Raw genomic sequence first — 23,444 nt, forward strand, 5'->3', positions numbered from 1 at the left:
ATACCCGTGGGTGATATTCGCCTTACATAGAGAGGAACAACCGAAAAGGGACTTTTCGGCATGTTGCACGGCCTTGCCGCTCCACTCGTGCGAACGCCTGATATAAAACCTTAGCGGAACCGATTACGCCATGAACAAAAGCCTTCGTTTCAGCCACAAGATTCTTTTCGCAGCATCACTGATCGTGATACTCGCCTTCAGCCTGTTCACCCTCTACAACGATTACCTCCAGCGTAATGCGATCCGCGAGGACCTGGAAAACTATCTGGCTGAAATGGGCGCCTCCACTTCGACCAACATCCGCAACCTGTTCGAAGGCCGTATCAAACTGGTGGAGAACCTGGCGCAGAACATTGCCCAGGACCCGGCCAATGCGGAAAACCTGATGGGCCAGAATGCGCTGATTTCCAGCTTCCTTACTGTATACCTGGGCAAGGTCGACGGCGGCTTCAGCGTGCGCCCGGATACGAAAATGCCCGACGGCTACGACCCACGCCCGCGCCCCTGGTACAAGGACGGCATGAACGCCGCCGGCGCAACCCTGACCGAGCCGTACATCGACATGACCACCAACAAGACGGTCATCGGCATCCTCAGCAAGGTGTCCAGCAGTGTCGGCGTGGTGGGTGGCGACCTGGCCCTGGACGGGCTGGTGCAGATCATCAACTCGCTGAACTTCGGCGGCATGGGCTACGCCTTCCTGGTCAACGACCAAGGCAAGATCCTGGTGCACCCGGACCAAGACCTGGTGATGAAATCGCTCTCCGATCTGTTCCCCCAGCACACCCCCCGATTGACCGGTGAGCTGACCGAAGTGCAGAGCGAGGGCCAGACCCGGCTGCTGACCTTCACCCCGATCACCGGGCTGCCGTCGGCCAACTGGTACATCGGCCTGTCGGTGGACAAGGACAAAGCCTTCGCGATGCTCAGCACCTTCCGCACCTCGGCAGTGATTGCCACGGTGGTGGCGGTGGTGATCATCATCGGCCTGCTTGGCCTGCTGATCCGCGTGCTGATGCAGCCGCTGCACACCATGACCCGTGCCATGGAAGACATCGCCGAAGGCGAAGGCGACCTGACCAAGCGCCTGCGCATCCATAACCACGACGAGTTCGGCATCCTGGGCAGCGCCTTCAACCGCTTTGTCGAGCGCATTCACAGCAGTATCCGTGAAGTGTCCTCGGCCACCGAGCAGGTCAACGAAGTGGCCCTGCGGGTGATGAGCGCCTCGAACTCGTCGATGACCAATTCCGATGAGCAATCCAACCGCACCAACAGCGTGGCCGCCGCGATCAACGAACTGGGCGCCGCCGCCCAGGAAATTGCCGGCAACGCCGCCCAGGCCTCGCAGCACGCAAGCTCGGCGCGGCTGCTGGCCGAAGAGGGCCAGCAGGTGGTAGAGCGCAATATTGCGGCGATGAACCGCCTGTCCGACCTGATCGTCAGCTCCAGCGCGCACATCGAGACGCTGAACAACAAGACCGTCAACATTGGCCAGATCCTCGAAGTGATCACCAGCATCTCCCAGCAGACCAACCTGCTGGCGCTGAACGCCGCCATCGAAGCGGCCCGTGCCGGTGAAGCCGGCCGTGGCTTTGCGGTGGTTGCCGATGAAGTGCGCAACCTGGCACACCGCACCCAGGAGTCGGCGCAGCAGGTGCAGACCATGATCGAAGAGCTGCAGGTTGGCGCTCGCGAGTCGGTCGAGACCATGGACCAGAGCCAGCGCCACAGCCAGGACAGCGTGCAGATCGCCAACCAGGCCGGCGAACGCCTGGACAGCGTCACTGTGCGCATCGGCGAGATCGACGGCATGAACCAGTCGGTGGCCACCGCCACCGAAGAGCAGACCGCCGTGGTAGAAGCGATCAACATGGACATCAACGAAATCAACATGCTCAACCAGGAAGGCGTGGAGAACCTGCAGGCCACCCTGCGCGCGTGCACCGACCTGGAGCAGCAGGCTGGCCGGCTGAAGCAGCTGGTGGGCAGTTTCCGCATCTGACAGCGTCGCCTGCAGGGCTGGAGTTCTTGCTTCAGTCCTGCCACCCAACCCGATCGAACAAACTATCCTTCACACAGGTCAACTTTAAGGCGCGTCATCGCCGGCTCATAACCGCCGGATGACAGACCCGAAGACGATCCCGGAGGGATGCTGATCGTGCACATTGCCGACATCACCATGTTCTACGCCCCCGCCAGCGGCGGCGTACGTACCTATCTTGATGCCAAACACCGCCGCCTCGATGCCATCCACGGCGTACGCCACAGCCTGCTGATACCCGGTGCCAGTGCCCAGCACGGCGACGGTATCTACCAGGTACCTGCCCCTCCCCTGCCATTCGGCAAAGGCTACCGCTTCCCGCTGCGACTGGCGCCGTGGTGCAACACGCTGCGCACGCTCAAACCCGACCTGATCGAAGTCGGCGACCCCTACCTGACCGCCTGGGCAGCGCTCGAAGCCCGTCGCCAGCTCGACGTACCGGTGATCGGCTTCTACCATTCCGACCTGCCGCTGCTGGTCAGCAACCGCATGGGCAACTGGTTCACCCCCAATGTCGAAGCCTATGTCAGCAAACTGTATGGCAATTTCGACCGGGTGCTGGCCCCTAGCCAGGTAATGGCCGACAAACTTCGCCGCCTGGGGGTGCGCGACGTACATGTGCAACCCTTGGGCGTAGACCTGACCACTTTCAACCCCGAGCAACGCGACCCGCGGCTGCGCGCCGAACTGGGCATTGCCGACACCAGCCGCTTGCTGATCTATGCCGGCCGCGGCTCGCGCGAAAAAAACCTGCCCGTGCTGCTCGACTGCATGCAGCAGCTGGGCCGCCCCTATCATCTGCTGCTGGTGGGTTCGAATATGCCCGCCAACGTGCCGCGCAACGTCAGCGTGATCAACCGGTTCTGCCCGGCGCCTGAAGTGGCCAGGCTGATGGCCAGCGCCGACCTGCTGGTGCACGCTGGCGACCAGGAAACCTTCGGGCTGGTGATTCTCGAAGCGATGGCCAGCGCTACGCCGGTGGTGGCTGTGCGCGCCGGGGCTTTCAGTGAAATCGTCAACGAACAGTGCGGGCGCTTGTGTCGCCCCAACGATGGCCAGGCCATGGCGGCGGCCGTGCGCGAAGCGTTCGAGGCAGGCGTGCGAACCCTCGGCACCCAGGCGCGCAACCACGTGGAGCAACACTATTCCTGGGACAACGTGGTGGCCGGCCTGCTGCAGCACTACCAGGCCGTGCTTGGCCACCAGCCGCAGGTCCGCGCGCATGGCTGAGCCCATGCCGGGACCGCCCAGCCTGATGCTGGTGCTGCACGATGTCGCGCCGGAGACCTGGCCAGACTACCAACCGTTCGTCCAGGCCATCGATGCCATCGGCGGCATCCCCATGACCTGGCTGGTGGTTCCGGACTTCCACCAGCGTAATCCCTTGCAGCGCTCGCCATCCTTCTGCCACCTGCTGGAACAACGCCTGGCCCAGGGCGACGAGTTGGCCCTGCATGGCTTTTATCATGCCGACAGCGGCCCACCACCGCGCACGCCAGGCGAATACTTCATGCGCCGCATCTACACCCACGAAGGCGAGTTCTATGCCCTCGACCAGCAACAGGCCCTGCAGCGCCTGGAAGCTGGGCTGGCGCTGTTCAGCCAGCAGGGCTGGCCGGTAGCGGGCTTTGTCGCACCGGCCTGGCTGATGAGCGAAGGCACCCGCCAGGCTCTGCGCAGCCTGCCGCTGCGCTACACCAGCACGCCGCAGCACCTGTACCGGCTGCCGGATTTCACTGCCATCGAAGCCCCGGGGCTGGTCTGGAGCGCCCGCAGCGCATGGCGTCGCGGTCTCTCGCGAGTGCTCTGCGACTGGCAATGCCGACGCTGGCGCGATGCCGACACCTTGCGCCTTGGCCTGCACCCGGTAGACATGCGCCACCGCACATCCCGCGAGTACTGGCTGAACACCGTGCAAACCTTGCTGGCCCAAGGCCGTCAACCACTGACCAAGTCGGCCTGGCTGGACAGCCGGGCCAACGCATGAACCGCCTGGCCTGGCTCGGCCTGGCATTGCTTGGCGCGGTGCTGGTGCCAACCTTGCTCGGCGGCAGCGAACTGCTGCCGAGGCTGCAGCGCTTCGACCCGACACTGCTGCTGACCCTGCTGGGCATGATCCTGCTGTGCTGGGTGATCAATGCCATCCGTCTGCGCCTGCTGCTCGGCCAGCATGGCGCACGGCTGGGGCCCTTGCGCAGCCTGGGCGTGGTGATGGCCACCGAGTTCGCGATCTGCACCACGCCCGGTGGCAGCGGCGGGCCGTTGACCTTGATGGCCCTGCTATCACGCGACCGCATACGCCCGGCGCACAGCGGTGCAGTGTTCGCCATGGACCAGTTGAACGACCTGGTGTTCTTCTTCTGCGCGATGCTGGCGATTGCTGGCTACGCGCTGTTTCACAGCCTGGGGCGTAGCCAGCAGAGCATGTTGCTGGGCAGTGCATTAATGTTGTGCACGGCGCTGGCCGGGTTGATCGGGCTATTGCGCTACCGGCGCACGGTGATGCGCGTCAACGGCAGGCTGCTGCAGCGCCTGGGCGTAAGCCGACAGCGCCAACGCCGCTGGGCCCGCAAAGTACTGCACTTCATTGATGCGCTGGCGCAGACCTGGCGCCTGCCCAAGCGCACGCTGACCTTGGTGTTCACCCTGACCTGCGCACACTGGAGCCTGCGCTACAGCGTGTTGTACCTGGTGTTGCGGGGGCTGGGCGTGGACCTGGCGTGGATCCCCAGCTTCCTGGTGCAGATGCTCTCGCTCAGTGCAGGGCAGTTCAGCCTGCTACCGGGAGGGGCCGGTGCCGCCGAGCTGACTTCGGCCAGCCTGCTGACGCCACTGGTGGGCAGTTCGACCGCGGCTGCGGCGATCCTGATATGGCGGGCGGTTACCTACTACTTCTACCTGCTGGCGGGTGGGCCGGTGTTTGTGTGCCTGCTGGCGCGTCCGTTGCTGGAGCGCTGGCGGCGCCAGGCGGGTTGAGCTGCTGCCAGAGTTCGACAGCGCCCGGGAAATCGGTACCGTCGGTGTCGGCCAGGGCTTCAGGGTCGAAACGGGCCAGGCAGCCTTCGCCGAGCGTAGGTGGGGGTGAAGCGGTGGGTTGGTTGCGCTGTCCGGGCATTGGTGTCTCCCTCAGATGTGCTGGGGGGCGCTTTGCGCCCCCTGCGAAATCAGTCAAACACTACCGTCTTGTTGCCATGCACCAGCACGCGGTCTTCCAGGTGATAACGCAAGCCACGGGCCAACACCATCTTCTCGACATCGCGGCCAAAGCGGACCATGTCCTCGATGCTGTCGGCATGGCTGACACGCACCACGTCCTGCTCGATGATCGGGCCGGCGTCCAGTTCTTCGGTCACGTAATGGCAGGTTGCGCCGATCAGCTTCACGCCACGCAAGGCAGCCTGGTGGTACGGCTTGGCACCGACAAACGAGGGCAAGAAGCTGTGGTGGATGTTGATGACCTTCTCGGCGTAGTCCTGGCACAGCTGCGGCGGCAGGATCTGCATGTAGCGGGCCAGCACCACCACGTCGGCAGTGTGCTCCTGAACCAGGCGCGATACTTCGGCAAAGGCCGGGGCCTTGTCCTTGGGGTCGACGGGTACATGGAAGAACGGAATACCGTGCCACTCGACCATGCTGCGCAGGTCGTCATGGTTGGAGATCACGCACGGGATCTCGCAGTCCAGTTCATCGGTGTGCCAGCGGTGCAACAGGTCGGCCAGGCAATGCGACTCGCGGCTGGCCATCAGCACGACGCGCTTCTTTTGCGCAGAGTCGGTAACCCGCCAGGTCATGGAGAACTCTTCGGCAATCGGCGCAAACGCTTCGCGGAAGGCCTCGATACCGAACGGCAACGATTCGGCGCGGATTTCATGACGCATGAAGAACCAGCCGCTCTGCTCATCGGAGTGGTGACTGGCTTCGTTGATCCAGCCATTGTACAGGGCCAGGAAATTACTGACTTTCGCCACGATGCCAACACGGTCGGGGCAGGCGATCACCAGACGATAGGTGCGCATGAATGAGACTCCAGAACTTCGCAAAGGCGCTCATTCTAGCGGCCCGCCAGAAAAAACGCAGTATTGATCGTAGCCGCGATGGCGCGCCCAGGTCGCCAGATGCTTGAGGGCAATGTCTGACAGACATGACCACATGCACGGTATTTATGTAAATTTTTGTTCACGTAGAGAAATATTGTCACAGCTTAATTAGCAGTTAACTGGCCAATATTATGTTTACTTGCGAGTATCGGCTGTCTATTATTGCCCCACACATTTCTGAACACGCATTAAGGAACACTCCATGTCCCTGATCAACGAGTACCGCGCTACCGAAGAAGCCATCAAGGAACTTCAGGCCCGCCTGGCCAACCTGTCGCAGGATGACAAGCTGAAGAAAGAACTGGAGTTCGAAGGCAAACTGCGCACGCTGATGGGCGAGTACTCCAAGTCGCTGCGCGACGTGATTGCCCTGCTCGACCCAGAGTCGAAACTGAGCAAGGCCCCACGCGGCGCCGTCAAGACTACTGCCACCAAGCGTGCGCGCAAGGTCAAGCAATACAAGAACCCGCACAATGGTGAAGTGATCGAAACCAAAGGCGGCAACCACAAAACCCTGAAAGAGTGGAAAGCCAACTGGGGCGGCGATGTGGTTGAAAGCTGGGCGACCCTGCTGGACTGATTGTCCGCCTCCGCCTTTTGCTTCGCTCAACAAAAACGCCGGCACATTGCCGGCGTTTTTGTTTGTCTGCTCTCAGCCAATTGCAAATTGTGCCTGCAATTGCCGTGCATGCACTTGCCAGGCCTCCAGCACACCCCGGCCCGCCTCGTCGGCGCCATCCCAGGCTTGCTGGCACGCCTTTGCAAAGTCGCCCAAGGTATTCGGCGCGCCCCACTGTGGCTCGCTCAGGCGCTGCTGGCAGAAGCCAAACCAACGTTGCTGCTCTTCGCCGGTCAAGGTATCCGGAAAGTTACGCGCCCGATAGCGGAACAACAATTCCGGCAGACGCGGGTCATCGAACATCCATTGCCCGCGGCCCAACTGCGCCGGTTCCAGCGCACGAACTTGCTCGCATAAGCGCCGGTCCCGGTCACCCAGAAAACCAGCATACAACTGCTGTTCCGGGTCTTCACTCGGGGCAAAGTCTTCCGGGCCGAAGATGTGTTCCAGCTTGTCTTGCCATTGCGCCTGTTGATTAGCCAACTGTTCGCCGCGCAATTGTAACAACGTCAAGTCCAGGCCCAGGCGTTGTTGATCGGCCGGGCGCAATACCGACAATGGCGCCAGTACCGGACAGCGGTTGATCTGTACCAGTTTGAGCGGCACCGGTAATTCACCCTCGGCCAGTTCTTCGTGGCGCGTATACAACCGCTGGCGCAGTACTTCAGCACTTTCCGTCAGCAGCGGCAGGGTTTCCTGATGCAGGTCGCAGACAATCAGCGCATTGCGGTTACGCGGGTGCCAGGCCAACGGCAATACCACGCCCAAGTAACTACGTGCTGCCGAAAAGCGCCCGGATATATGCACCAGTGGCTGCAACAGACGGACCTGCTCCATCACTTTGTGCTTGCTGCGCAACTGGAACAGCCAGTCATACAACTTGGGCTGTTGCTGCCGGATCAGTCGGGCCAGGGCAATGGTTGCCCGCACGTCGGAAAGCGCTTCGTGGGCATGCCCATGGTCAATGCCATTGGCCTTGCTCAGCAGCTCCAGGCGCAGGCTGGTACGCCCGTCCTGTTGCGGCCAGTGAATACCGTCCGGGCGCAGTGCATAGGCTGTACGCACGATGTCGATCAGGTCCCAGCGGCTGTTGCCGCCCTGCCATTCACGCGCGTAGGGGTCGAAAAAGTTGCGGTACAGGCTGTAGCGCGTCACTTCGTCGTCGAAGCGCAGGGTGTTGTAGCCAGCGCCACAGGTACCCGGTTGCGCCAGTTGCGCGTGTACCCGGGTCATGAACTCGGCTTCGCACAGGCCGTGTTCGGCCAGCTGCTGCGGAGTGATGCCGGTCACCAGGCAGGCGGCCGGGTGCGGCAGGATGTCGTCGGAGGGCCGGCAATAAAGACTGATCGGATCGTCGATCTCGTTGAGGTCGAAGTCGGTGCGCACGCCGGCCACCTGCAGCGGCCTGTCGCAGCGCGGGTTGATGCCGGTGGTTTCGTAGTCGTGCCAGAATATGCTGGAGGTCACGGGGTCGTCCTGTATCGAGGTCGACCCGATTCTAACGCAGCCTCAAACCGAAGCGTCGGCAGGAAGGAAACTGAAATACTCCCGCAATGAGCGAACGAATTCATCGTATTCGCGCGGTGCCTGCAACAGCATGAAGCCCGAGTCGTAGTGCCCCGGCGTCTGGTCCTCGCGGCACCACAGGCAGCTGGCCGTCAGGTTGACAAACTGGTGCCCGCCGCCGACCAGTGGCAAGCGCAATTGCAGTTCGTAATCTGGCCCTACCAGCACTGGCAGCTGGCTGATGACCATCAACCCGTCTTCGGAGGCATTGCCCAGCTGGCCGAGCGCCTGGCCGGTAAAGCGGTTGAATACCTTGAGGACACAAGGCAGTTGGTGACGTTCGATGTGGCGCTTGTTGAACATGATCGCAAGTGCATTCCGTACCTGAGCCAGGAATACGTGGAACTGGCGGTTGTTGTAACAGCTGAGTTACAGATTAGCGCAGGGCGCGCCGCAAATCCCGTGAAATAAATCACACCTTGGTGTTATCGCCAAGGTGCAGTCGTCACCGGGTTGGCCACCGCCGCTTCCCCACCACGGTAATGGCCGAGCTTTTCAAGGGTTTGCAGGCGTGCCTGCGCCCGATAGGCATATTCGTTGCCCGGGTATTGCTGGATCAGGTACTGGTAGGTCTGCGCAGCATCCACGTACAGCGCCTGGCGCTCCAGGCACTGGCCGCGCAGCAGCGAAACCTCGGGGTGGATGAACGGTCGGGCGCGGCTGGTGCGGTCGACCTGGGACAGCTCCAGCATCACCCGCTGGCAGTCGCCACGGTCGTAGGCGCGATAGGCATTGTTCAGGTGGTGGTCCATGGACCAGCGGGTGCAGCCGACGGCGCTGGCGGCCAGGGCGAAAACGATCAGGGCTCGCATGGGGATCTCCTTTGATGCCAGTGTATCGGCGCTTGCCTGCAAATCTTCACACCGTTTTGCAAGGATACCCTGCCCGTTCAAATGCCACCCTGCCTTGGTCGCAGGTAGTGCAACCGAACAATGACTACAGCGAGATTCAGGAGTAGCCTTTCGCTGCGCTTCACTATAGGAGTCTGTGCATGACCATCCGCCGTACCAAAATCGTCGCCACCCTTGGCCCCGCCAGCAACTCGCCGGAAGTGATCGAACAACTGATCCTTGCCGGCCTGGACGTGGCGCGCCTGAACTTCTCCCACGGCACCCCGGACGAGCACAAGGCCCGCGCCCGCCTGATCCGCGAAATCGCTGCCAAGAACGGCCGCCATGTCGCACTGCTGGGAGACCTGCAGGGCCCGAAGATCCGCATCGCCAAGTTCGCCAACAAGCGCATCGAATTGAAGATCGGTGACAAGTTCACCTTCTCCACCGCTCACTCGCTGACCGAAGGCAACCAGGACATCGTCGGTATCGACTACCCCGATCTGGTCAAGGACTGCGGCGTAGGTGACGAACTGCTGCTCGACGATGGCCGTGTGGTCATGCGCGTCGAGACTGCTACCGCTGATGCCCTGCACTGCGTGGTGATCATCGGTGGCCCGCTGTCGGACCACAAAGGCATCAACCGCAAAGGTGGCGGCCTGACCGCACCGGCCCTGACCGAAAAAGACAAGGCCGACATCAAGCTGGCCGCAGAAATGGACCTGGACTACCTGGCCGTTTCCTTCCCGCGTGACGCCAGCGACATGGAATACGCGCGCAAGCTGCGCGACGAGTCCGGCGGCAGCGCCTGGCTGGTGTCCAAGATCGAACGCGCCGAAGCCGTTGCCGACGATGAAACCCTCGACAAGCTGATCGCCGCTTCCGACGCAGTGATGGTTGCCCGTGGCGACCTGGGTGTGGAAATCGGCGATGCCGAGCTGATCGCCATCCAGAAGAAGATCATCCAGCACGCCCGCCGCAACAACAAGGCGGTGATCGTGGCGACCCAGATGATGGAGTCGATGATCCAGAACCCGATGCCGACCCGTGCCGAAGTGTCCGACGTGGCCAACGCCGTGCTCGACAACACCGACGCGGTGATGCTGTCGGCCGAAAGTGCCGCCGGTTCCTACCCGATCGAAGCCGTCCAGGCCATGGCCCGCATCTGCCTGGGTGCTGAAAAGCACCCGACCAGCCAGAAGTCCAGCCATCGCCTGCACACCACCTTCGAGCGCTGCGACGAAAGCATCGCCCTGGCGGCCATGTACACCGCCAACCACTTCCCGGGCGTGAAGGCGATCATCGCCCTGACCGAAAGCGGCTACACCCCGCTGATCATGTCGCGCCTGCGTTCGCACGTGCCGATCTACGCACTGTCGCCGCACCGCGCCACCCAGGCGCGCGCCTCGATGTTCCGCGGCGTGTACCCGATCGCATTCGACCCGGCCTCGCTGCCGGCCGACAAGGTGAGCCAGGCGGCGGTCGACGAACTGCTCCAGCGTGGCCTGGTGCAGCAAGGCGACTGGGTGATCCTGACCAAAGGTGACAGCTACCACACCATCGGTGGCACCAATGGCATGAAGATCCTGCACGTTGGCGATCCGCTGGTCGGCTGATCCTTAGCTTGAAAGGGGCCGCTTTGCGGCCCTTCGCGACACAGGCCGCTCCTACAAGGGTTATGCATTCCCCGGTAGGAGCGGCCTTGTGTCGCGAAAGGAGGGCAACGCCCTCCCGGCTTTCAGACATGCTCCACAAACACATCAGCAAACACCTGCCCCCGCGGCACCCCGGCAATGAACAGCCGTCGGGCAAACCGCTCGACACTCCCCGGCGCTCCGCACACCAGCGCCAGCGTCTGCCGCGATGACGGCCGCAACCGCGCCAGCGCTTCATCCATCTGCTCCGCCAGCACAAGTTCGACATCCACGCCTTGCAGTTGCATCAGCGCCTCGGCCAGATAATGCCCAGCACGGTCCCGTGCCACATGCACCACCCGAATCTGCCCCCGATGCCCCTGGCGCAACGCCTCGCGCAAGATGCCCCACAACGGTGCCAGACCGGTACCGGCCGCCAGCAGCCACAGTGGCCGCTCCTGCCAGTCCGGGTCGTAGTGCAACGCCCCGCCCCTGAGTTCGCCCAGCCGCAGCGTGTCCCCGAGCTTCAGCCCCCGGGCCCTGTCGCAAAAATCGCCTGGGCGCTGGCAATCGATATGAAATTCAAGGTAATCATCCTCACCCGGCAGGCTGGCCAAGGAATAAGGCCGCGCGGCCTCGCCCAGCCACAACACCACATGCTGCCCCGCCTGATAGCGCAGCGCCCGCTCCGGGCGCAGGCGCACCCGCAACACATCACCGAACCAGTCCAGCGCACTGACCCGGGCTGGTACACCATCGCGCCGCGGGTCGAACAGCGCCACGCGCAGGTCTTCGACCACCCGGCACTGGCAGGCCAGGCGCCAGCCCAGGGCATGTTTGTCCAGCGCCAGGGCCTCGGGCATGGCATCCAGCGGCTGGCCCACCTCGCAATGCACCAGGCAGGCATGGCAGCTGCCGGCGCGGCAGCTATAGGGGACGTGCAGCCCGGCGTCGTTCAGGGCATCGAGCAGGTTGCTGCCGGTCGGCACCACCCAGCGGCGTTCGCCCACGCAAAGTTCCGGCATGGTCGGTGTTTCTCCATCGTTCATCAGGCCACTGTATGCCAAGCGGGCAATACCAGCAAAAAGGATGCCTGCGCCTTGCCGACCAAGGTCCAGACCACGCGCAGGTGTTTCACACCCAGAGGCACGCTATACTGCCGCGCCTTTTGCGTCGGCCATGCTGCCGGCGCGCCTTTGCAAGGCGTTTCGACATGCTGGTCGGCACCGTCGAGCGTCTCTATGAATGTTCCCGTCTTTAAGAGGAGCGCGCTGCATGACCGTGATCAAGCAAGACGACCTGATTCAGAGCGTCGCCGACGCCCTGCAATTCATCTCGTACTACCACCCCGTCGATTTCATCCAGGCCATGCACGAGGCCTATCTGCGTGAAGAGTCGCCTGCTGCACGCGATTCCATTGCCCAGATCCTGATCAACTCGCGCATGTGCGCCACCGGCCACCGCCCGATCTGCCAGGACACCGGTATCGTCACCGTGTTCGTGCGCGTAGGCATGGACGTGCGCTGGGACGGCGCCACCCTGAGCGTCGACGACATGATCAACGAAGGTGTGCGTCGCGCCTACAACCTGCCTGAAAACGTCCTGCGTGCTTCGATCCTGGCCGACCCGGCCGGTGCCCGCAAGAACACCAAGGACAACACCCCGGCAGTGATCCACTACTCCATCGTCCCCGGCGACAAGGTCGAGGTCGATGTCGCAGCCAAAGGCGGCGGCTCGGAGAACAAGTCGAAGATGGCCATGCTGAACCCGTCCGACTCGATCGTCGACTGGGTACTGAAGACCGTGCCGACCATGGGCGCTGGCTGGTGCCCGCCTGGCATGCTTGGCATCGGCATCGGCGGCACCGCCGAGAAAGCTGCGGTCATGGCCAAGGAAGTGTTGATGGAGTCCATCGACATCCACGAACTGAAAGCCCGTGGCCCGCAGAACCGCATCGAGGAAATCCGCCTGGAGCTGTTCGACAAGGTCAACCAGCTGGGCATCGGCGCCCAGGGCCTGGGTGGCCTGACCACCGTGCTCGACGTCAAGATCATGGACTACCCGACCCACGCCGCCTCCCTGCCGGTGTGCATGATCCCCAACTGCGCCGCCACCCGCCACGCGCACTTCGTGCTCGATGGCTCCGGCCCGGCCGAGCTGGAAGCGCCGTCGCTGGACGCCTACCCGGAAATCGTCTGGGAAGCCGGCCCGAGCGCCCGTCGCGTCAACCTCGACGACATCACCCCGGAAGAAGTGGCCAGCTGGAAGCCGGGCGAGACCATCCTGCTCAACGGCAAGATGCTGACCGGCCGCGATGCCGCCCACAAGCGCATGGTCGAAATGCTCAACCGTGGCGAAGAACTGCCGGTCGACCTGAAAGGCCGCTTCATCTACTACGTTGGCCCGGTCGACCCGGTGGGTGACGAAGTGGTAGGCCCGGCTGGCCCGACCACCGCCACCCGCATGGACAAGTTCACCCGCCAGATCCTCGAGCAGACCGGCCTGCTGGGCATGATCGGCAAGTCCGAGCGTGGCCCGACCGCGATCGAGGCGATCAAGGACAACAAGGCCGTGTACCTGATGGCCGTCGGCGGCGCTGCCTACCTGGTGGCCCAGGCCATCCGCAAGTCCAAGGTGCTGGCCTTCGCCGAGCTGGGCATGGAAGCGATCTACGAGTTCGACGTCAAGGACATGCCGGTTACCGTCGCTGTAGACAGCAACGGTGAGTCGGTACACATCACTGGCCCTGCCCTGTGGCAGAGCAAGATTGCCGAGAGCCTGGCAGTTGAAGTGAAGTAAGCCTGCTGTACCAGCGGCTTCATCGAGGCGTCGAACCGCCGCGAAGAGGCCGCCCCTGCCTTCAAAGCACTCTGTCAAACTGCTGCGGCCAATCCCTGCGGGTAAACACCTGCCCCTGCGTCCTCACCCGCCGCACTTGCTGCAGATCCAGCTCGCACACCAGCCATTGGCTGGTAGCCGGGCTCAAGTCCTCACTCAGCGCCAGCACCCCATCCCCCGGCATCCCATGATCCGGCGGCACGAACAGCCCTGCCCGGCCCTGATTCTCGTCCAGCGCCGGCGACCAAGGCGCCAGCCCGACCGTGGGGCTCTGCAACACGGCAATCTGGTTTTCCAGTGCCCGCGCCTGGGCGCCGATACGCACCCGGTGATAACCCGCCTCGGTATCGGTACAGCTCGGCGCCAGGATCAGGTCGGCACCGTCCTCGGCCAGGCGCCGGGCCAGCATCGGGAACTCGTTGTCGTAGCAGATCAGGATCCCCAGGCGCCCCAGTTCGGTGTCGAACACCTGCAATCCCTGGCCTGCGGTGATACCCCATTGCTCGCGCTCGAAGCGGGTCATCATCAGCTTGTCCTGGTAGCCGAGTACGCCCTTGGGGCCGAACAGCCAGGCACGGTTGCGGTAGCACCCATCGCCGTCGAGCACTGGCATGCTCCCCGGTTGCAGGTAGATACCCCAGCGTCGGGCAATGCTCTCGCACAGCGCTTTCCAGGGTTCGATCAACGGCTGGATGCCGGCGATGGACGCCTTCAGGTCCCCCCGCTGCTCGGCACTCAGCTGGCCACTGAGCACCAGCCCGGCGTACTCCGGCAGCAACAGCAAGCGTGCGCCCATTTCCACCGCCTCGGCGCAAAGGCCTTGCAGATGGTCGGCATAGGCGTCCCAGGTTTCATGCAGCTCAATGGCGTACTGGCAGGCCGCCAGGTGGATCATATCGGCAGTTCCTTCAGCCAGAACGACATCAGTTTCTCCGAGCTTTCCTGCTCGTCCAGGTCGCGCCAGGCATAGCGGGTGCGCAGCGACGGGTCGTGCAGAAAGCCGCGGTTACGCCAGAAGCCATGCAGCGGCTTGTAGTCCGCAGGCCGCCGCGGGTGAACGCCGGGCCGCTCGACCGCGCAGAAAGCACAGTAGTCGAACTCGGCCAGTTTGTGCGCATAGGACTCGCGCTCGATAAAGAAGCGCACCCCCAGGCCCTGGCCACGGTATTGCGGCAATACCAGCGACTCACCGAAGTAATACACGCTGGCCGGGTCGCGCCCCTGGGCCAGGAACGGTTGCTGAAACTGCGGCGCAACATCCACCAGCGGCAGGCCGGTGGAGGCACCGACCACCTTGCCGTCGTCCAGCGCCAGCACCACCAGGCTGCGCCCGGAGCGGGCATAGCTCGCCAGGTAGTCGGCCTCGTACGCCGGGGTGCCGTCGTAAAGGTAGGGAAACTCGCGGAACACGGTAAGGCGCAGGCGAGCGAGGTCATCGATGTAAGGCGCGATAGCGGCGCCGTGCAACAGGCGTATTTCCATGCTTGGCGGTCGTTTTGTCGATGTGGATGACGCGCTCGGCTAAGCCGGGCTTGAGGGGAAACCCTATCATCCGAGGCAACGTCCCGCCTTTTCCCTACACGACAGGTATTGTTCCATGACCGCTACCGAACTTGTAAATGCTTACTACGCCGCCTTTAACGCTGGCGACATGCCGGGCTTTCTGGCGCTGCTCAGCGAAGACGTGATTCACGACATCAACCAGGGTGAGCGGCAGATGGGCAAGGCCAGGTTTGCCGCGTTCATGGACAAGATGAACCGCTGCTACCGTGAACGCCTGGCCGATATCGTGGTAATGCAGAACGCCGACGGCAGCCGTGCGGCGGCGGAGTTCACCGTGCATGGGGAATACCTGGCCGATGACGAGGGGTTGCCGGCGGCCAACGGGCAGACCTATGTGCTGGCGGCGGGGGCGTTCTTCTATATCCACTGCGGCAAGATTGCGCGGGTGAGCAACTACTACAACCTCAATGACTGGGTTGAGCAGGTTGCCTGAGCCTGACAAGCTCATTGTCTGTACCGGCCTCTTCGCGGGCACGCCCGCTCCCACAGGGATCCCACTGCTCCCGGAGTCAGTGGTAATCCTGTGGGAGCGGGCATGCCCGCGAAGTGGCCCGGTCAGGCGATACGGGTACCCAGCACTTTCAGGAAGGCTGCAAGCCATGCCGGGTGCGCTGGCCACGCCGGTGCCGTCACCAGGTTGCCGTCCACATGCGCCTGGTCCACAGCGATGTCGATGAACGTTCCCCCCGCCAGTCGCACCTCCGGCGCACAGGCCGGGTAAGCGCTGCATTCACGGCCTTCCAGCACGCCAGCCGCAGCCAGCAACTGGGCGCCATGGCACACCGCGGCAATCGGCTTGCCGGCCTTGTCGAATGCACGCACCAGTTCCAGTACCTTCTCATCCAGGCGCAGGTACTCCGGCGCGCGGCCACCCGGGATCAGCAGCGCGTCGTAACTCTCGGGCCGTACCCGCACGAAGTCATGGTTCAGGGCAAAATTGTGCCCGGGCTTTTCGCTGTAGGTCTGCTCACCCTCGAAGTCATGGATCGCCGTGCGTACGGTCTGCCCCGCCACCTTCTCCGGGCATACGGCATGGACCGTGTGGCCGACCATGCTTAGCGCCTGGAACGGCACCATCGCTTCGTAATCCTCGACGTAATCGCCGACCAGCATGAGAATCTTCTTCGCCGTCATCGCACCCACTCCTTGCATTGCCCGTGAACAGTCAATGCACGATAGCCGCTATCAGTCGCGCCGGTCGAGCAGGTTGACCACCAGCCGGTCCAGCCAGCCCCATACCCGCTGCTTGACGCGCCGCCACAGTGGCCGGGCATGCCAGTGGGCGAGGTCGACTTCCTCGCTGTGGGCAAAGTCACGCTCGAAGCTGGCCACCACTGCGGCGGTCAACGGTGGGTCCAGCGCCTCGATGTTGGCTTCCAGGTTGAAGCGCAGGTTCCAGTGGTCGAAGTTGCACGAACCGACACTGACCCAGTCATCTACCACGGCCATCTTCAGGTGCAGGAAGCAGGGCTGGTATTCGAATATGCGCACCCCGGCGCGCAGCAGGCGTGGGTAGTAACGATGCCCGGCGTAGCGCACAGACGGGTGGTCGGTGCGCGGGCCGGTCAACAGCAGGCGCACATCCAGGCCCTTGCTGGCGGCGCGGCGCAACGAGCGGCGCACGCTCCAGGTCGGCAGGAAGTACGGCGTGGCCAGCCACACCCGTTGCTTGCCACTGTTCAGGGCCCGCACCAACGAATGCAGGATGTCCTGATGCTGACGGGCGTCGGCATAGGCGACCCGTGCCATGCCCTGCCCTTGTGCAGGCACCTTGGGCAGGCGCGGCAGGCCGAAGCCTTCGGCGGGGCGCCAGGCGGTGCGGCGGTTGTTGGCGTGCCACTGGCGGTCGAACAGCAGCTGCCAGTCGCTTACCACCGGCCCTTGCATCTGCACCATCACCTCGTGCCACTCGCTGGTCTGGTCGCCCGGCGTCCAGAACTCGTCGGTAACCCCCGTGCCGCCGACCACCGCCCAGCGTTCGTCCACCAGCAGCAGCTTGCGGTGATCGCGGTACAGGTTGCGCAGGCCGCGCTTCCAGCGCAGGCGGTTGTACCAGCGCAGGTACACGCCCGCGTCCAGCAGACGCTGGCGCAACTTGCTGTTGAATGCCAACGAGCCGTAGTCGTCGAACAGGCAGCGTACCCGAACCCCACGGCGGGCGGCCTGTTCCAGCGCTTCGACCACCGCCTCGGCGCAGGCGCCGGCCTCGACCAGATACAGCTCCAGGTCAACCTGAAATTCGGCGCGCACTATCGCGGTGAGCATGCGCGGAAAAAACTCGGGGCCGTCGATCAGCAGTTCGAACTGATTGCCATCCCGCCAGGGGAAGACCGGCCCCGGCATGTCAGCGCGCGGTGAAAATCAGTACCGCGTTAACCGGTACCGACGGATTGATGGACGCGAGCTTGGCAAACTTGCGCAGGCTTTCCAGCCCTGGCAGCAGGCCGAAGTCCTCGGCACGCAGCACCACAGGCTCCAGGGTGACGACCTGGAAACGCCGTTCGTCCAGCCGAGTGGCCAGCAACAGCGCGTTGTAGCTGTGCGACTGGCCGTGCAGGGTGACAGTGAGTGGCAGGCGCAGCTCGATCTGCGCACCGTTGGCCAGGTCGTTAATCGGCTGCAGATCCAGTTGCGCCTGCACCTTGGCCTCGGCAAAGCGCTCGACCTCGAACAGGCCGTCACGCATGCGTTCGTCACGCAACGGAATGCCGCTGCTGACCGAGTCCATCTCGATGCTCAGCCCCGCCACGCCCTTGCGGTCGACCTTGCCATGCAGCACCAGAAAGCGATGCACTTCAGCAGTGTCGCCGTTCTTGCCGGTGATGAATGACAGGCGAGACGATTCGCCATCGAGGTGCCAATTGGCGTGGGCGGGCAGGCAAAAAGCCAGCAGCAGGGCGGGTAGCAGACGGGGCAACTTGAACATGACAGATCTCGTGAAACCAAGCCGCCAACCTTACCCGCCCGCCTTCACGGCAGCAAGCGGCAGCCCTCGCGCTGGCTTTGCCAGGCAGCCTGGTTGCGCCGGCCCAGGCCCTCGGCGGTCACCTGGCGCTGCTGGCTGTTTTCCTCCAGCGAACTCAGCGGCAGCCATTGCTGCACATAGCCCAGGCAATACGCCTGCTCGAAGCCCATGACGAAACGGCACGAACAATATTCCTTGGCCGAGTAGGCCGAGAGGATGCCGGGGAAGTCTGCCAGGGCCTGGCGCTCCTGCCAGGCCCAGTACAACAGCCCCGCCAGCACCAGCAACAACATGCGCTTCATGCACCCTCCCCGGCCAACGCAGCCAGTACCCGCTTGAGCAGCTCATCGTGGCGGTAGCTGCCGTCGCGGTCATCGGCATAGCGCACGATCACCAGCTTTTGCGCGGGCAGCACGTAAAGCGCCTGGCCCCAGTGACCGAAGGCGGCATAGGTGTCTGCGGGCGCATTCGGCCAAGGCCGCTGGGCACCGCCCAGTGGCTGGTTGAGCCACCAGTGGCCGCCGGGGTTGGCCTCGCCGGGTACCGGTTGGGCAAGGGCAAATGGCGTGCGGTTGAAGGCCACCCAGGCCTTGGGCAGCAGTTGCCGGCCCTGCCACTGGCCGTCGCGCTGCATCAGCAGGCCTATTCGGGCCAGGTCGCGGGCGCTCAGGTAGAGATAGGAAGACCCGACATAGGTACCCGCGCGATCGCGCTCCCACACTGCGCTGTCGATACCCAGCGGAGTGAACAGCGCATGCCAGGGGTAATCGGCGTACTGCCCGGCATCGAGCATGCCGCGCAGTGCGCCAGCCAGCAGATTGGTATCGCCACTGGAATAGAGAAACCGCTGGCCGGGGCTGGCCGCCGTGCCCCGCGCTGCCGTGTAGGCCGCCATGTCCTCGCGGCCACGGGTATACAGCATGGCCACCACCGAGGATTTGAGCGGGGCGTACTCGTAGTCTTCCTGCCAGTCCAGCCCGCTGGCCCAGTGCAGCAGGTCGGCCATGCGCACGCCGGGGTGGGCGCCCATGGCCGGGTAGAAACGAGCGACCGGGTCTTGCAGCTGGAAGCGCCCTTCGCCCTGGGCGACGCCCAGCAGCGTGGCCAGTACGCTCTTGCTGACCGACCAGGTGAGGTGCGCTGTGGCGGCGGTGGTGGGGGCTGCGTAGCGCTCGTGGAGGATACGGCCGTCGCGGATGATCAGCAGGGCATCGGTGCGGATGCCGCTGCGCTCGGAGGTGGGGTTTGCGGGGAATGCGTAGGCGTCGACGGCTTGCCAGTTGAGGTTAGCCTTATCGATCGGCCAGTCAGGCTGAGGCCATTCCTCCGCCCAGGCGCAACCCGTAATCATCGCCAGTATCAGCAGAAGTGCCTTCATCGCGTTCGCCTGCGTTGGGACTGCTGTGCAGCCCATCGCCGGCAAGCCAGCTCCCACAGGTACGGCATATACCTCGGGCATTGCGCGATCAATGTGGGAGCTGGCTTGCCGGCGATGGGCCGCAAAGCGGCCCCAGGATTCAATAGTTCACGACAACCTATCAGGCATTCATGACAATCCCGCAGCAGTCCAAGCCTTGTTCAGCCGCTTCTCCCGCGCCGCCGCAGCCAGCGCCATTACCCCTTGGTCACGCTGCCAGATTTGTGCCCAGTGTTCCGGCCCCATCGCCAATGCCGCATCGATTTCCCCGCGCAACGCCTGAAACTGCGCAAACAGCCCGCCCAGCAACAAATGACAAGCCACGCTATCGGCACACTGCCGACTGCCCTCGGCGCACCCGGCCAGCAGCCCAAGCAACTGCAGGCGCAACCCTTGCGGCCAGGCGCATTCCTGCCCTACGCCGTACAGCCAGGCCGTCAATGCGGTCAGCACGTACAGGTCCTCCAGCGAGCGGAACGGCTTCACATAAACATCCCAGCCATCACCGGCCAGCAACTCGCAGGCGGCATGATCCAGCAGCACCCGCCCGTGGCCAACCTCTGGCATCAGCGGCAGGGTCGGCAGTGGCTCCAGGGTCACGCCATGCACCCCGGGGTACACCACTGCCAGGTTCAACTGCGGCGCCGCACCGGGCGCTTCGCTGCGCGCCGCCACCAGCAACCATTGCGCCTCCAGCCCTGCAGTGACGAAGTCCTTGCTGCCTGTCAGGCGCAAATCCTCCAGGCGCGTGCGCATGTCTGCCGGCCGCACACTGCGCCGCTCGGTCGCGCACAGGGCCCCGAGACTGGACGGAGCGCTGGGCCAGAGCACGCGCAAGGCCGCCTGATAGCCCAGCAGAAACGCCAGCCCCGGGGTGGCCATCGCGCGCCCTCCCAGAACTGCCAGTTCGAACGGGACAACCGGGCCAAGGCGCTCAAGCAGCGCGGCGTAGGTCTCGCCCAGGGAGCCCGCCAGCGTTTGCCGATGCGGGTCGTTGAGTCGTTGCAACCAAGCCATTGGACAGCTCCTCGCTGGGGCTTTCGGTGAAGGCTTTCGGGGGTGTCACGCAAGCATCACCAAACATTCACGGGGGTGACACCGCGTCTACCTAGGCTGACTTTGCACAACAAAGCCGACCGGCCGCAACCCTTCATGGCTGGCTTATGGAGACTCGTAATGACTCGGATCGCTCACTCTGGCGACAACAGCACTGAACGCCGTCTGCAAGCCGAACGCCTGGTTGGCGCCGCGGCCCTGCAAGAAGCCCAGGCCCTGCGCTACAAAGTGTTCAGCGCAGAATTCAAGGCCCGGCTCAGAGGCGCCGAGCAAGGCCTGGACATGGATGACTACGACGTGCACTGCCGCCACATTGGCGTACGCGACCTGAGCACCGGCAAGCTGGTCGCCACTACCCGCCTGCTCGACCATCAGGCCGCCAGCAGCCTGGGCCGTTTCTACAGCGAAGAAGAATTCAGCCTGCACGGTCTGTTGCAACTGCAGGGCCCGATCCTCGAACTGGGCCGTACCTGCGTGGCCCCCGACTACCGCAACGGCGGCACCATTGCCGTGCTCTGGGGCGAACTGGCCGAAGTGCTCAACGAGGGCCGTTACAGCTACCTGATGGGCTGCGCCAGCATCCCTATGCAGGACGGCGGCGTGCAGGCCCACGCTGTGATGCAGCGCCTGCGTGAGCGCTACCTGTGCACCGAACACTTGCGCGCCGAGCCGAAGAACCCGTTGCCGAAGCTGGCCCTGCCCGGCAACGTCATCGCCGAAATGCCACCACTGCTCAAGGCTTACATGCGCCTGGGCGCGAAGATCTGCGGCGAGCCGTGCTGGGACGAAGACTTCCAGGTAGCCGACGTGTTCATCCTGCTCAAGCGTGACGATCTGTGCCCACGCTACGCCCGCCACTTCAAGGCAGCGGTCTGATGCCGAAGTTGCGGGCACTGGCCCGCCTCACTCGCCTGCTGCTGGTGCTGCTTCTGGGCATGCTGATGGCCAGCGTGATCGCCGTGGGCGAGCGCCTGGGCTTCAAGGCGCCGATCGAGCGCCGCCAGCGCTGGAGCTGCCTGTTCATGAAACGCCTGGTCGCCGCCCTGCCCTTCGATGTGCGGGTGGTGGGCGCGCTGCCGCAACGGCCGATGCTGTGGGTCAGCAACCATGTTTCCTGGACCGACATACCGTTGCTGGGCATGCTGCTGCCGCTGTCGTTCCTGTCCAAGGCTGAAGTGCGCCACTGGCCAGTGGCCGGTTGGCTGGCGGAAAAAGCCGGCACCCTGTTCATCCGCCGTGGCGGCGGCGACAGCCAGCGCCTGCGCGAGCAGATCGCCGGGCAACTGGGCCTGGCCCGGCCGTTGCTGATCTTCCCCGAAGGCACCACCACCAACGGCCGCAGCCTGCGCACCTTTCATGGGCGTCTGCTGGCAGGCGCCATCGACCGTGGGGTGGCGGTGCAGCCGGTGGCTATCCAGTACCTGCGCGATGGCCAGATCGACACGATTGCGCCGTTCATTGGCGATGACGACATGGTGTCGCACCTGATGCGCCTGTTTGCCCAGCCGCGGGGTGAGGTTTGCATTCACATGCTGCAACCGATCGGTAGTGTGGGCAAGGAACGCGCGGTGCTGGCGGTGCAGGCGCAGCAGGCGATTCACCTGGCGCTGTTTGGGGTTGAAGACGTTGAGGTAGCACCACGGCGGCAGGCGCGGGCTGCTTGAGTGCCACAACATAAGCAGCGCCTGTGAGATCCAGCGCCGCCCGCGCGGCGCGCGATCTCACAGGCGCTGCATATCTTTCGGCAAGCACCTGTCAGCCCTGATGCAGTCCCCGACGCCCCGCCGCCGCAAACGCCTGCAACTGCGGATAAAACTCCCTGAAGTCCAGCATCAGCGGCTCATACAGCTTTTCCAGTTCCCCCATCACCCCTGCCAGCCCCTCCGGCCGCGACAGCCGCCGGGCGATGCCATTGAACACCTGCTCCAGAGTGGCAAAATCACCATATGCGCCCAACCAGTCATCCGCTGCCATGAACGGCGCGATCCGGGCCAGCCGCCCGGGCAGCTCTGGCTCGGCCAGCAATACCTGATAGAACTCATCGGTAAACTGCTCAAGCGGCTGCTCGGCGTAGTCATGCCAATGCCGCGCCAGGCAATGGTCGAAGAACACATCCAGGACAATACCCGCGAAGCGTCGCCGCTCCCGTGGGAAACGTGCCAACGCCGCCAGCACCAAGGGGTGTTGATCGGTGTAACTGTCGATATGCCGGTGCAGGCGTATCGCCGCCTCCAGCGCAGGTGGGAAACGCCCCTCCAGCGAACCTTTGACGAAATCGCCATACAGGCTGCCAAGCAGTTGTTGCGGCGCCGGGCCGCCCAGGTGCAAGTGTGCGAGGTAGTTCATCAGCGCAGTCTAGCATCGCCTGGGGGTATATCGTCATAACCCGATATAGCGTTTGGCACTCAGTCAAGAACGTTTTCATATTTGTATATCGTCATTTTCCGATTTACATTTCGCCCTATCGCGATATGCCGCTACAGAGAGCCTCAACCCATGCCTCTCGATCTCGACGAAATAATAAAAGCGCTGGCCCACCCGGTCAGGCGAGAAATCCTCAGCTGGCTGAAAGACCCGGCAACGCACTTTCCCGACCAGTACCACAGCACCGATAACGGTGTGTGTGCAGGGCAGATCGACCAACGTTGCGGCCTCTCGCAGTCGACTGTTTCCGCCCACCTGGCGACATTGCAGCGCGCCGGGCTGATCCGCAGCCAGAAGATCGGCCAATGGCACTTCTTCAGACGCGACGAAGCCACCCTCCAGGCGTTCCTCGAACAACTGCGCCAAGCGCTTTGACCAGCAGGTAACCGTT

General features: G+C 63.6%; 24 protein-coding genes and 2 pseudogenes. 12 read left to right on the plus strand and 14 right to left on the minus strand.

All coding sequences use genetic code 11. The features are described from left to right. Positions 1 to 130 precede the first annotated feature (130 nt). From AC5O5I_RS23080 to gpgF, 5 genes and pseudogenes are all read left to right on the plus strand, one after another. A pseudogene (locus AC5O5I_RS23080) lies at positions 131 to 1,147 on the plus strand (cache domain-containing protein); the annotation flags it as partial. A 261-nt stretch (positions 1,148 to 1,408) separates the two neighbouring features. After that, a pseudogene (locus tag AC5O5I_RS23085) lies at positions 1,409 to 2,005 on the plus strand (methyl-accepting chemotaxis protein); the annotation flags it as partial. Between the two features lie 147 nt (positions 2,006 to 2,152). Then, the gene (gene gpgS, locus AC5O5I_RS23090) at positions 2,153 to 3,274 is read left to right on the plus strand and encodes an N-acetylglucosaminyl phosphatidylglycerol synthase (protein WP_172285664.1); all 1,122 of its coding nucleotides are present in this window, start codon (positions 2,153 to 2,155) and stop codon (positions 3,272 to 3,274) included. Next, a complete protein-coding gene (gene gpgD / locus AC5O5I_RS23095; RefSeq protein WP_172232545.1) occupies positions 3,267 to 4,031 on the plus strand; it encodes an N-acetylglucosaminyl phosphatidylglycerol deacetylase in 765 nt (254 codons plus the stop codon). The genes gpgS and gpgD overlap by 8 nt, the downstream gene beginning before the upstream one ends. Beyond that, positions 4,028 to 5,020: a glucosaminyl phosphatidylglycerol flippase gene (gene gpgF / locus AC5O5I_RS23100; protein ID WP_172285665.1), complete on the plus strand. Its 993-nt coding sequence runs from the start codon at positions 4,028 to 4,030 to the stop codon at positions 5,018 to 5,020. Before gpgD ends, gpgF begins: the two co-directional genes overlap by 4 nt. A 188-nt stretch (positions 5,021 to 5,208) precedes the next feature. Here the strand turns inward: gpgF and purU are convergent, their stop codons facing one another. Then, positions 5,209 to 6,060 (minus strand): formyltetrahydrofolate deformylase, encoded by an 852-nt coding sequence (gene purU / locus AC5O5I_RS23105; RefSeq protein ID WP_172285666.1) that lies wholly within the window; start codon positions 6,058 to 6,060, stop codon positions 5,209 to 5,211. A gap of 283 nt (positions 6,061 to 6,343) precedes the next feature. Here purU and mvaT point away from each other — a divergent pair, with 283 nt between their 5' ends. Further along, complete coding sequence (gene mvaT, locus AC5O5I_RS23110) at positions 6,344 to 6,721, plus strand: histone-like nucleoid-structuring protein MvaT (protein ID WP_172230942.1); 378 nt, start codon at positions 6,344 to 6,346, stop codon at positions 6,719 to 6,721. A 72-nt stretch (positions 6,722 to 6,793) separates the two neighbouring features. Here the strand turns inward: mvaT and sbcB are convergent, their stop codons facing one another. From sbcB to AC5O5I_RS23125, 3 genes are all read right to left on the minus strand, one after another. Then, positions 6,794 to 8,227: an exodeoxyribonuclease I gene (sbcB, locus tag AC5O5I_RS23115; protein ID WP_172230944.1), complete on the minus strand. Its 1,434-nt coding sequence runs from the start codon at positions 8,225 to 8,227 to the stop codon at positions 6,794 to 6,796. Positions 8,228 to 8,269: 42 nt separating this feature from the next. Continuing rightward, positions 8,270 to 8,629: a PilZ domain-containing protein gene (locus AC5O5I_RS23120; protein WP_172230947.1), complete on the minus strand. Its 360-nt coding sequence runs from the start codon at positions 8,627 to 8,629 to the stop codon at positions 8,270 to 8,272. Positions 8,630 to 8,751: 122 nt separating this feature from the next. After that, on the minus strand, positions 8,752 to 9,138 hold the full coding sequence (locus AC5O5I_RS23125; RefSeq protein WP_172230950.1) for a tetratricopeptide repeat protein: 387 nt from the start codon (positions 9,136 to 9,138) through the stop codon (positions 8,752 to 8,754). Between the two features lie 179 nt (positions 9,139 to 9,317). Between AC5O5I_RS23125 and pyk the strand changes: the two genes are divergently transcribed. Next, complete coding sequence (pyk, locus tag AC5O5I_RS23130; RefSeq protein WP_172230953.1) at positions 9,318 to 10,772, plus strand: pyruvate kinase; 1,455 nt, start codon at positions 9,318 to 9,320, stop codon at positions 10,770 to 10,772. Between the two features lie 122 nt (positions 10,773 to 10,894). Here the strand turns inward: pyk and AC5O5I_RS23135 are convergent, their stop codons facing one another. Continuing rightward, positions 10,895 to 11,815: an iron-sulfur-binding ferredoxin reductase gene (locus tag AC5O5I_RS23135; RefSeq protein WP_494512786.1), complete on the minus strand. Its 921-nt coding sequence runs from the start codon at positions 11,813 to 11,815 to the stop codon at positions 10,895 to 10,897. A 250-nt stretch (positions 11,816 to 12,065) separates the two neighbouring features. On the opposite strand from AC5O5I_RS23135, the gene AC5O5I_RS23140 reads away from it, so the two are divergent. Next, positions 12,066 to 13,589 (plus strand): fumarate hydratase, encoded by a 1,524-nt coding sequence (locus AC5O5I_RS23140; protein ID WP_172231519.1) that lies wholly within the window; start codon positions 12,066 to 12,068, stop codon positions 13,587 to 13,589. 61 nt (positions 13,590 to 13,650) lie between these two features. Here the strand turns inward: AC5O5I_RS23140 and AC5O5I_RS23145 are convergent, their stop codons facing one another. Both AC5O5I_RS23145 and AC5O5I_RS23150 read right to left on the minus strand, forming a co-directional pair. Next, a complete protein-coding gene (locus AC5O5I_RS23145; RefSeq protein WP_494511628.1) occupies positions 13,651 to 14,523 on the minus strand; it encodes a carbon-nitrogen hydrolase family protein in 873 nt (290 codons plus the stop codon). After that, positions 14,520 to 15,110: a GNAT family N-acetyltransferase gene (locus tag AC5O5I_RS23150; protein WP_172231525.1), complete on the minus strand. Its 591-nt coding sequence runs from the start codon at positions 15,108 to 15,110 to the stop codon at positions 14,520 to 14,522. The genes AC5O5I_RS23145 and AC5O5I_RS23150 overlap by 4 nt, the downstream gene beginning before the upstream one ends. 115 nt (positions 15,111 to 15,225) lie before the next feature. Here AC5O5I_RS23150 and AC5O5I_RS23155 point away from each other — a divergent pair, with 115 nt between their 5' ends. Beyond that, entirely contained in the window at positions 15,226 to 15,624 is a 399-nt protein-coding gene (locus AC5O5I_RS23155; RefSeq protein ID WP_172285610.1) for a nuclear transport factor 2 family protein, read from the plus strand. 122 nt (positions 15,625 to 15,746) lie between these two features. Here AC5O5I_RS23155 and AC5O5I_RS23160 read toward each other — a convergent pair whose 3' ends face one another. From AC5O5I_RS23160 to AC5O5I_RS23185, 6 genes are all read right to left on the minus strand, one after another. After that, entirely contained in the window at positions 15,747 to 16,325 is a 579-nt protein-coding gene (locus AC5O5I_RS23160; RefSeq protein ID WP_172285609.1) for a DJ-1/PfpI family protein, read from the minus strand. Between the two features lie 51 nt (positions 16,326 to 16,376). Continuing rightward, positions 16,377 to 17,534, minus strand: a complete 1,158-nt coding sequence (locus AC5O5I_RS23165; protein ID WP_172285608.1) for a phospholipase D-like domain-containing protein — start codon at positions 17,532 to 17,534, stop codon at positions 16,377 to 16,379. A gap of 1 nt (position 17,535) precedes the next feature. Then, a complete protein-coding gene (locus tag AC5O5I_RS23170; protein ID WP_494511629.1) occupies positions 17,536 to 18,117 on the minus strand; it encodes a YceI family protein in 582 nt (193 codons plus the stop codon). Between the two features lie 44 nt (positions 18,118 to 18,161). Next, positions 18,162 to 18,458 carry an amidase gene (locus AC5O5I_RS23175; protein WP_172227445.1) on the minus strand — a complete coding sequence of 99 codons (297 nt, stop codon included), beginning with the start codon at positions 18,456 to 18,458 and terminating at the stop codon, positions 18,162 to 18,164. Beyond that, positions 18,455 to 19,534 (minus strand): serine hydrolase domain-containing protein, encoded by a 1,080-nt coding sequence (locus AC5O5I_RS23180; protein WP_494511630.1) that lies wholly within the window; start codon positions 19,532 to 19,534, stop codon positions 18,455 to 18,457. Before AC5O5I_RS23180 ends, AC5O5I_RS23175 begins: the two co-directional genes overlap by 4 nt. Before the next feature lie 168 nt (positions 19,535 to 19,702). Further along, entirely contained in the window at positions 19,703 to 20,590 is an 888-nt protein-coding gene (locus AC5O5I_RS23185) for an acyl-CoA dehydrogenase middle domain-containing protein (protein ID WP_494511631.1), read from the minus strand. Positions 20,591 to 20,749: 159 nt separating this feature from the next. Between AC5O5I_RS23185 and olsB the strand changes: the two genes are divergently transcribed. Together olsB and AC5O5I_RS23195 are read left to right on the plus strand one after the other, a co-directional pair. Further along, positions 20,750 to 21,505 carry an L-ornithine N(alpha)-acyltransferase gene (gene olsB / locus AC5O5I_RS23190; RefSeq protein ID WP_172227439.1) on the plus strand — a complete coding sequence of 252 codons (756 nt, stop codon included), beginning with the start codon at positions 20,750 to 20,752 and terminating at the stop codon, positions 21,503 to 21,505. Then, positions 21,505 to 22,293 carry a lysophospholipid acyltransferase family protein gene (locus tag AC5O5I_RS23195; protein ID WP_172285606.1) on the plus strand — a complete coding sequence of 263 codons (789 nt, stop codon included), beginning with the start codon at positions 21,505 to 21,507 and terminating at the stop codon, positions 22,291 to 22,293. Before olsB ends, AC5O5I_RS23195 begins: the two co-directional genes overlap by 1 nt. 91 nt (positions 22,294 to 22,384) lie before the next feature. Here the strand turns inward: AC5O5I_RS23195 and AC5O5I_RS23200 are convergent, their stop codons facing one another. Further along, entirely contained in the window at positions 22,385 to 22,975 is a 591-nt protein-coding gene (locus AC5O5I_RS23200; protein WP_494511632.1) for an acyl carrier protein phosphodiesterase, read from the minus strand. A gap of 150 nt (positions 22,976 to 23,125) precedes the next feature. Here AC5O5I_RS23200 and AC5O5I_RS23205 point away from each other — a divergent pair, with 150 nt between their 5' ends. After that, positions 23,126 to 23,428, plus strand: coding sequence for an ArsR/SmtB family transcription factor (locus AC5O5I_RS23205; protein ID WP_172227433.1), 303 nt, complete (start codon positions 23,126 to 23,128; stop codon positions 23,426 to 23,428). Positions 23,429 to 23,444: the final 16 nt, after the last annotated feature.

The sequence above is a fragment of the Pseudomonas sp. 9_2_1 genome, from assembly GCF_059295275.1.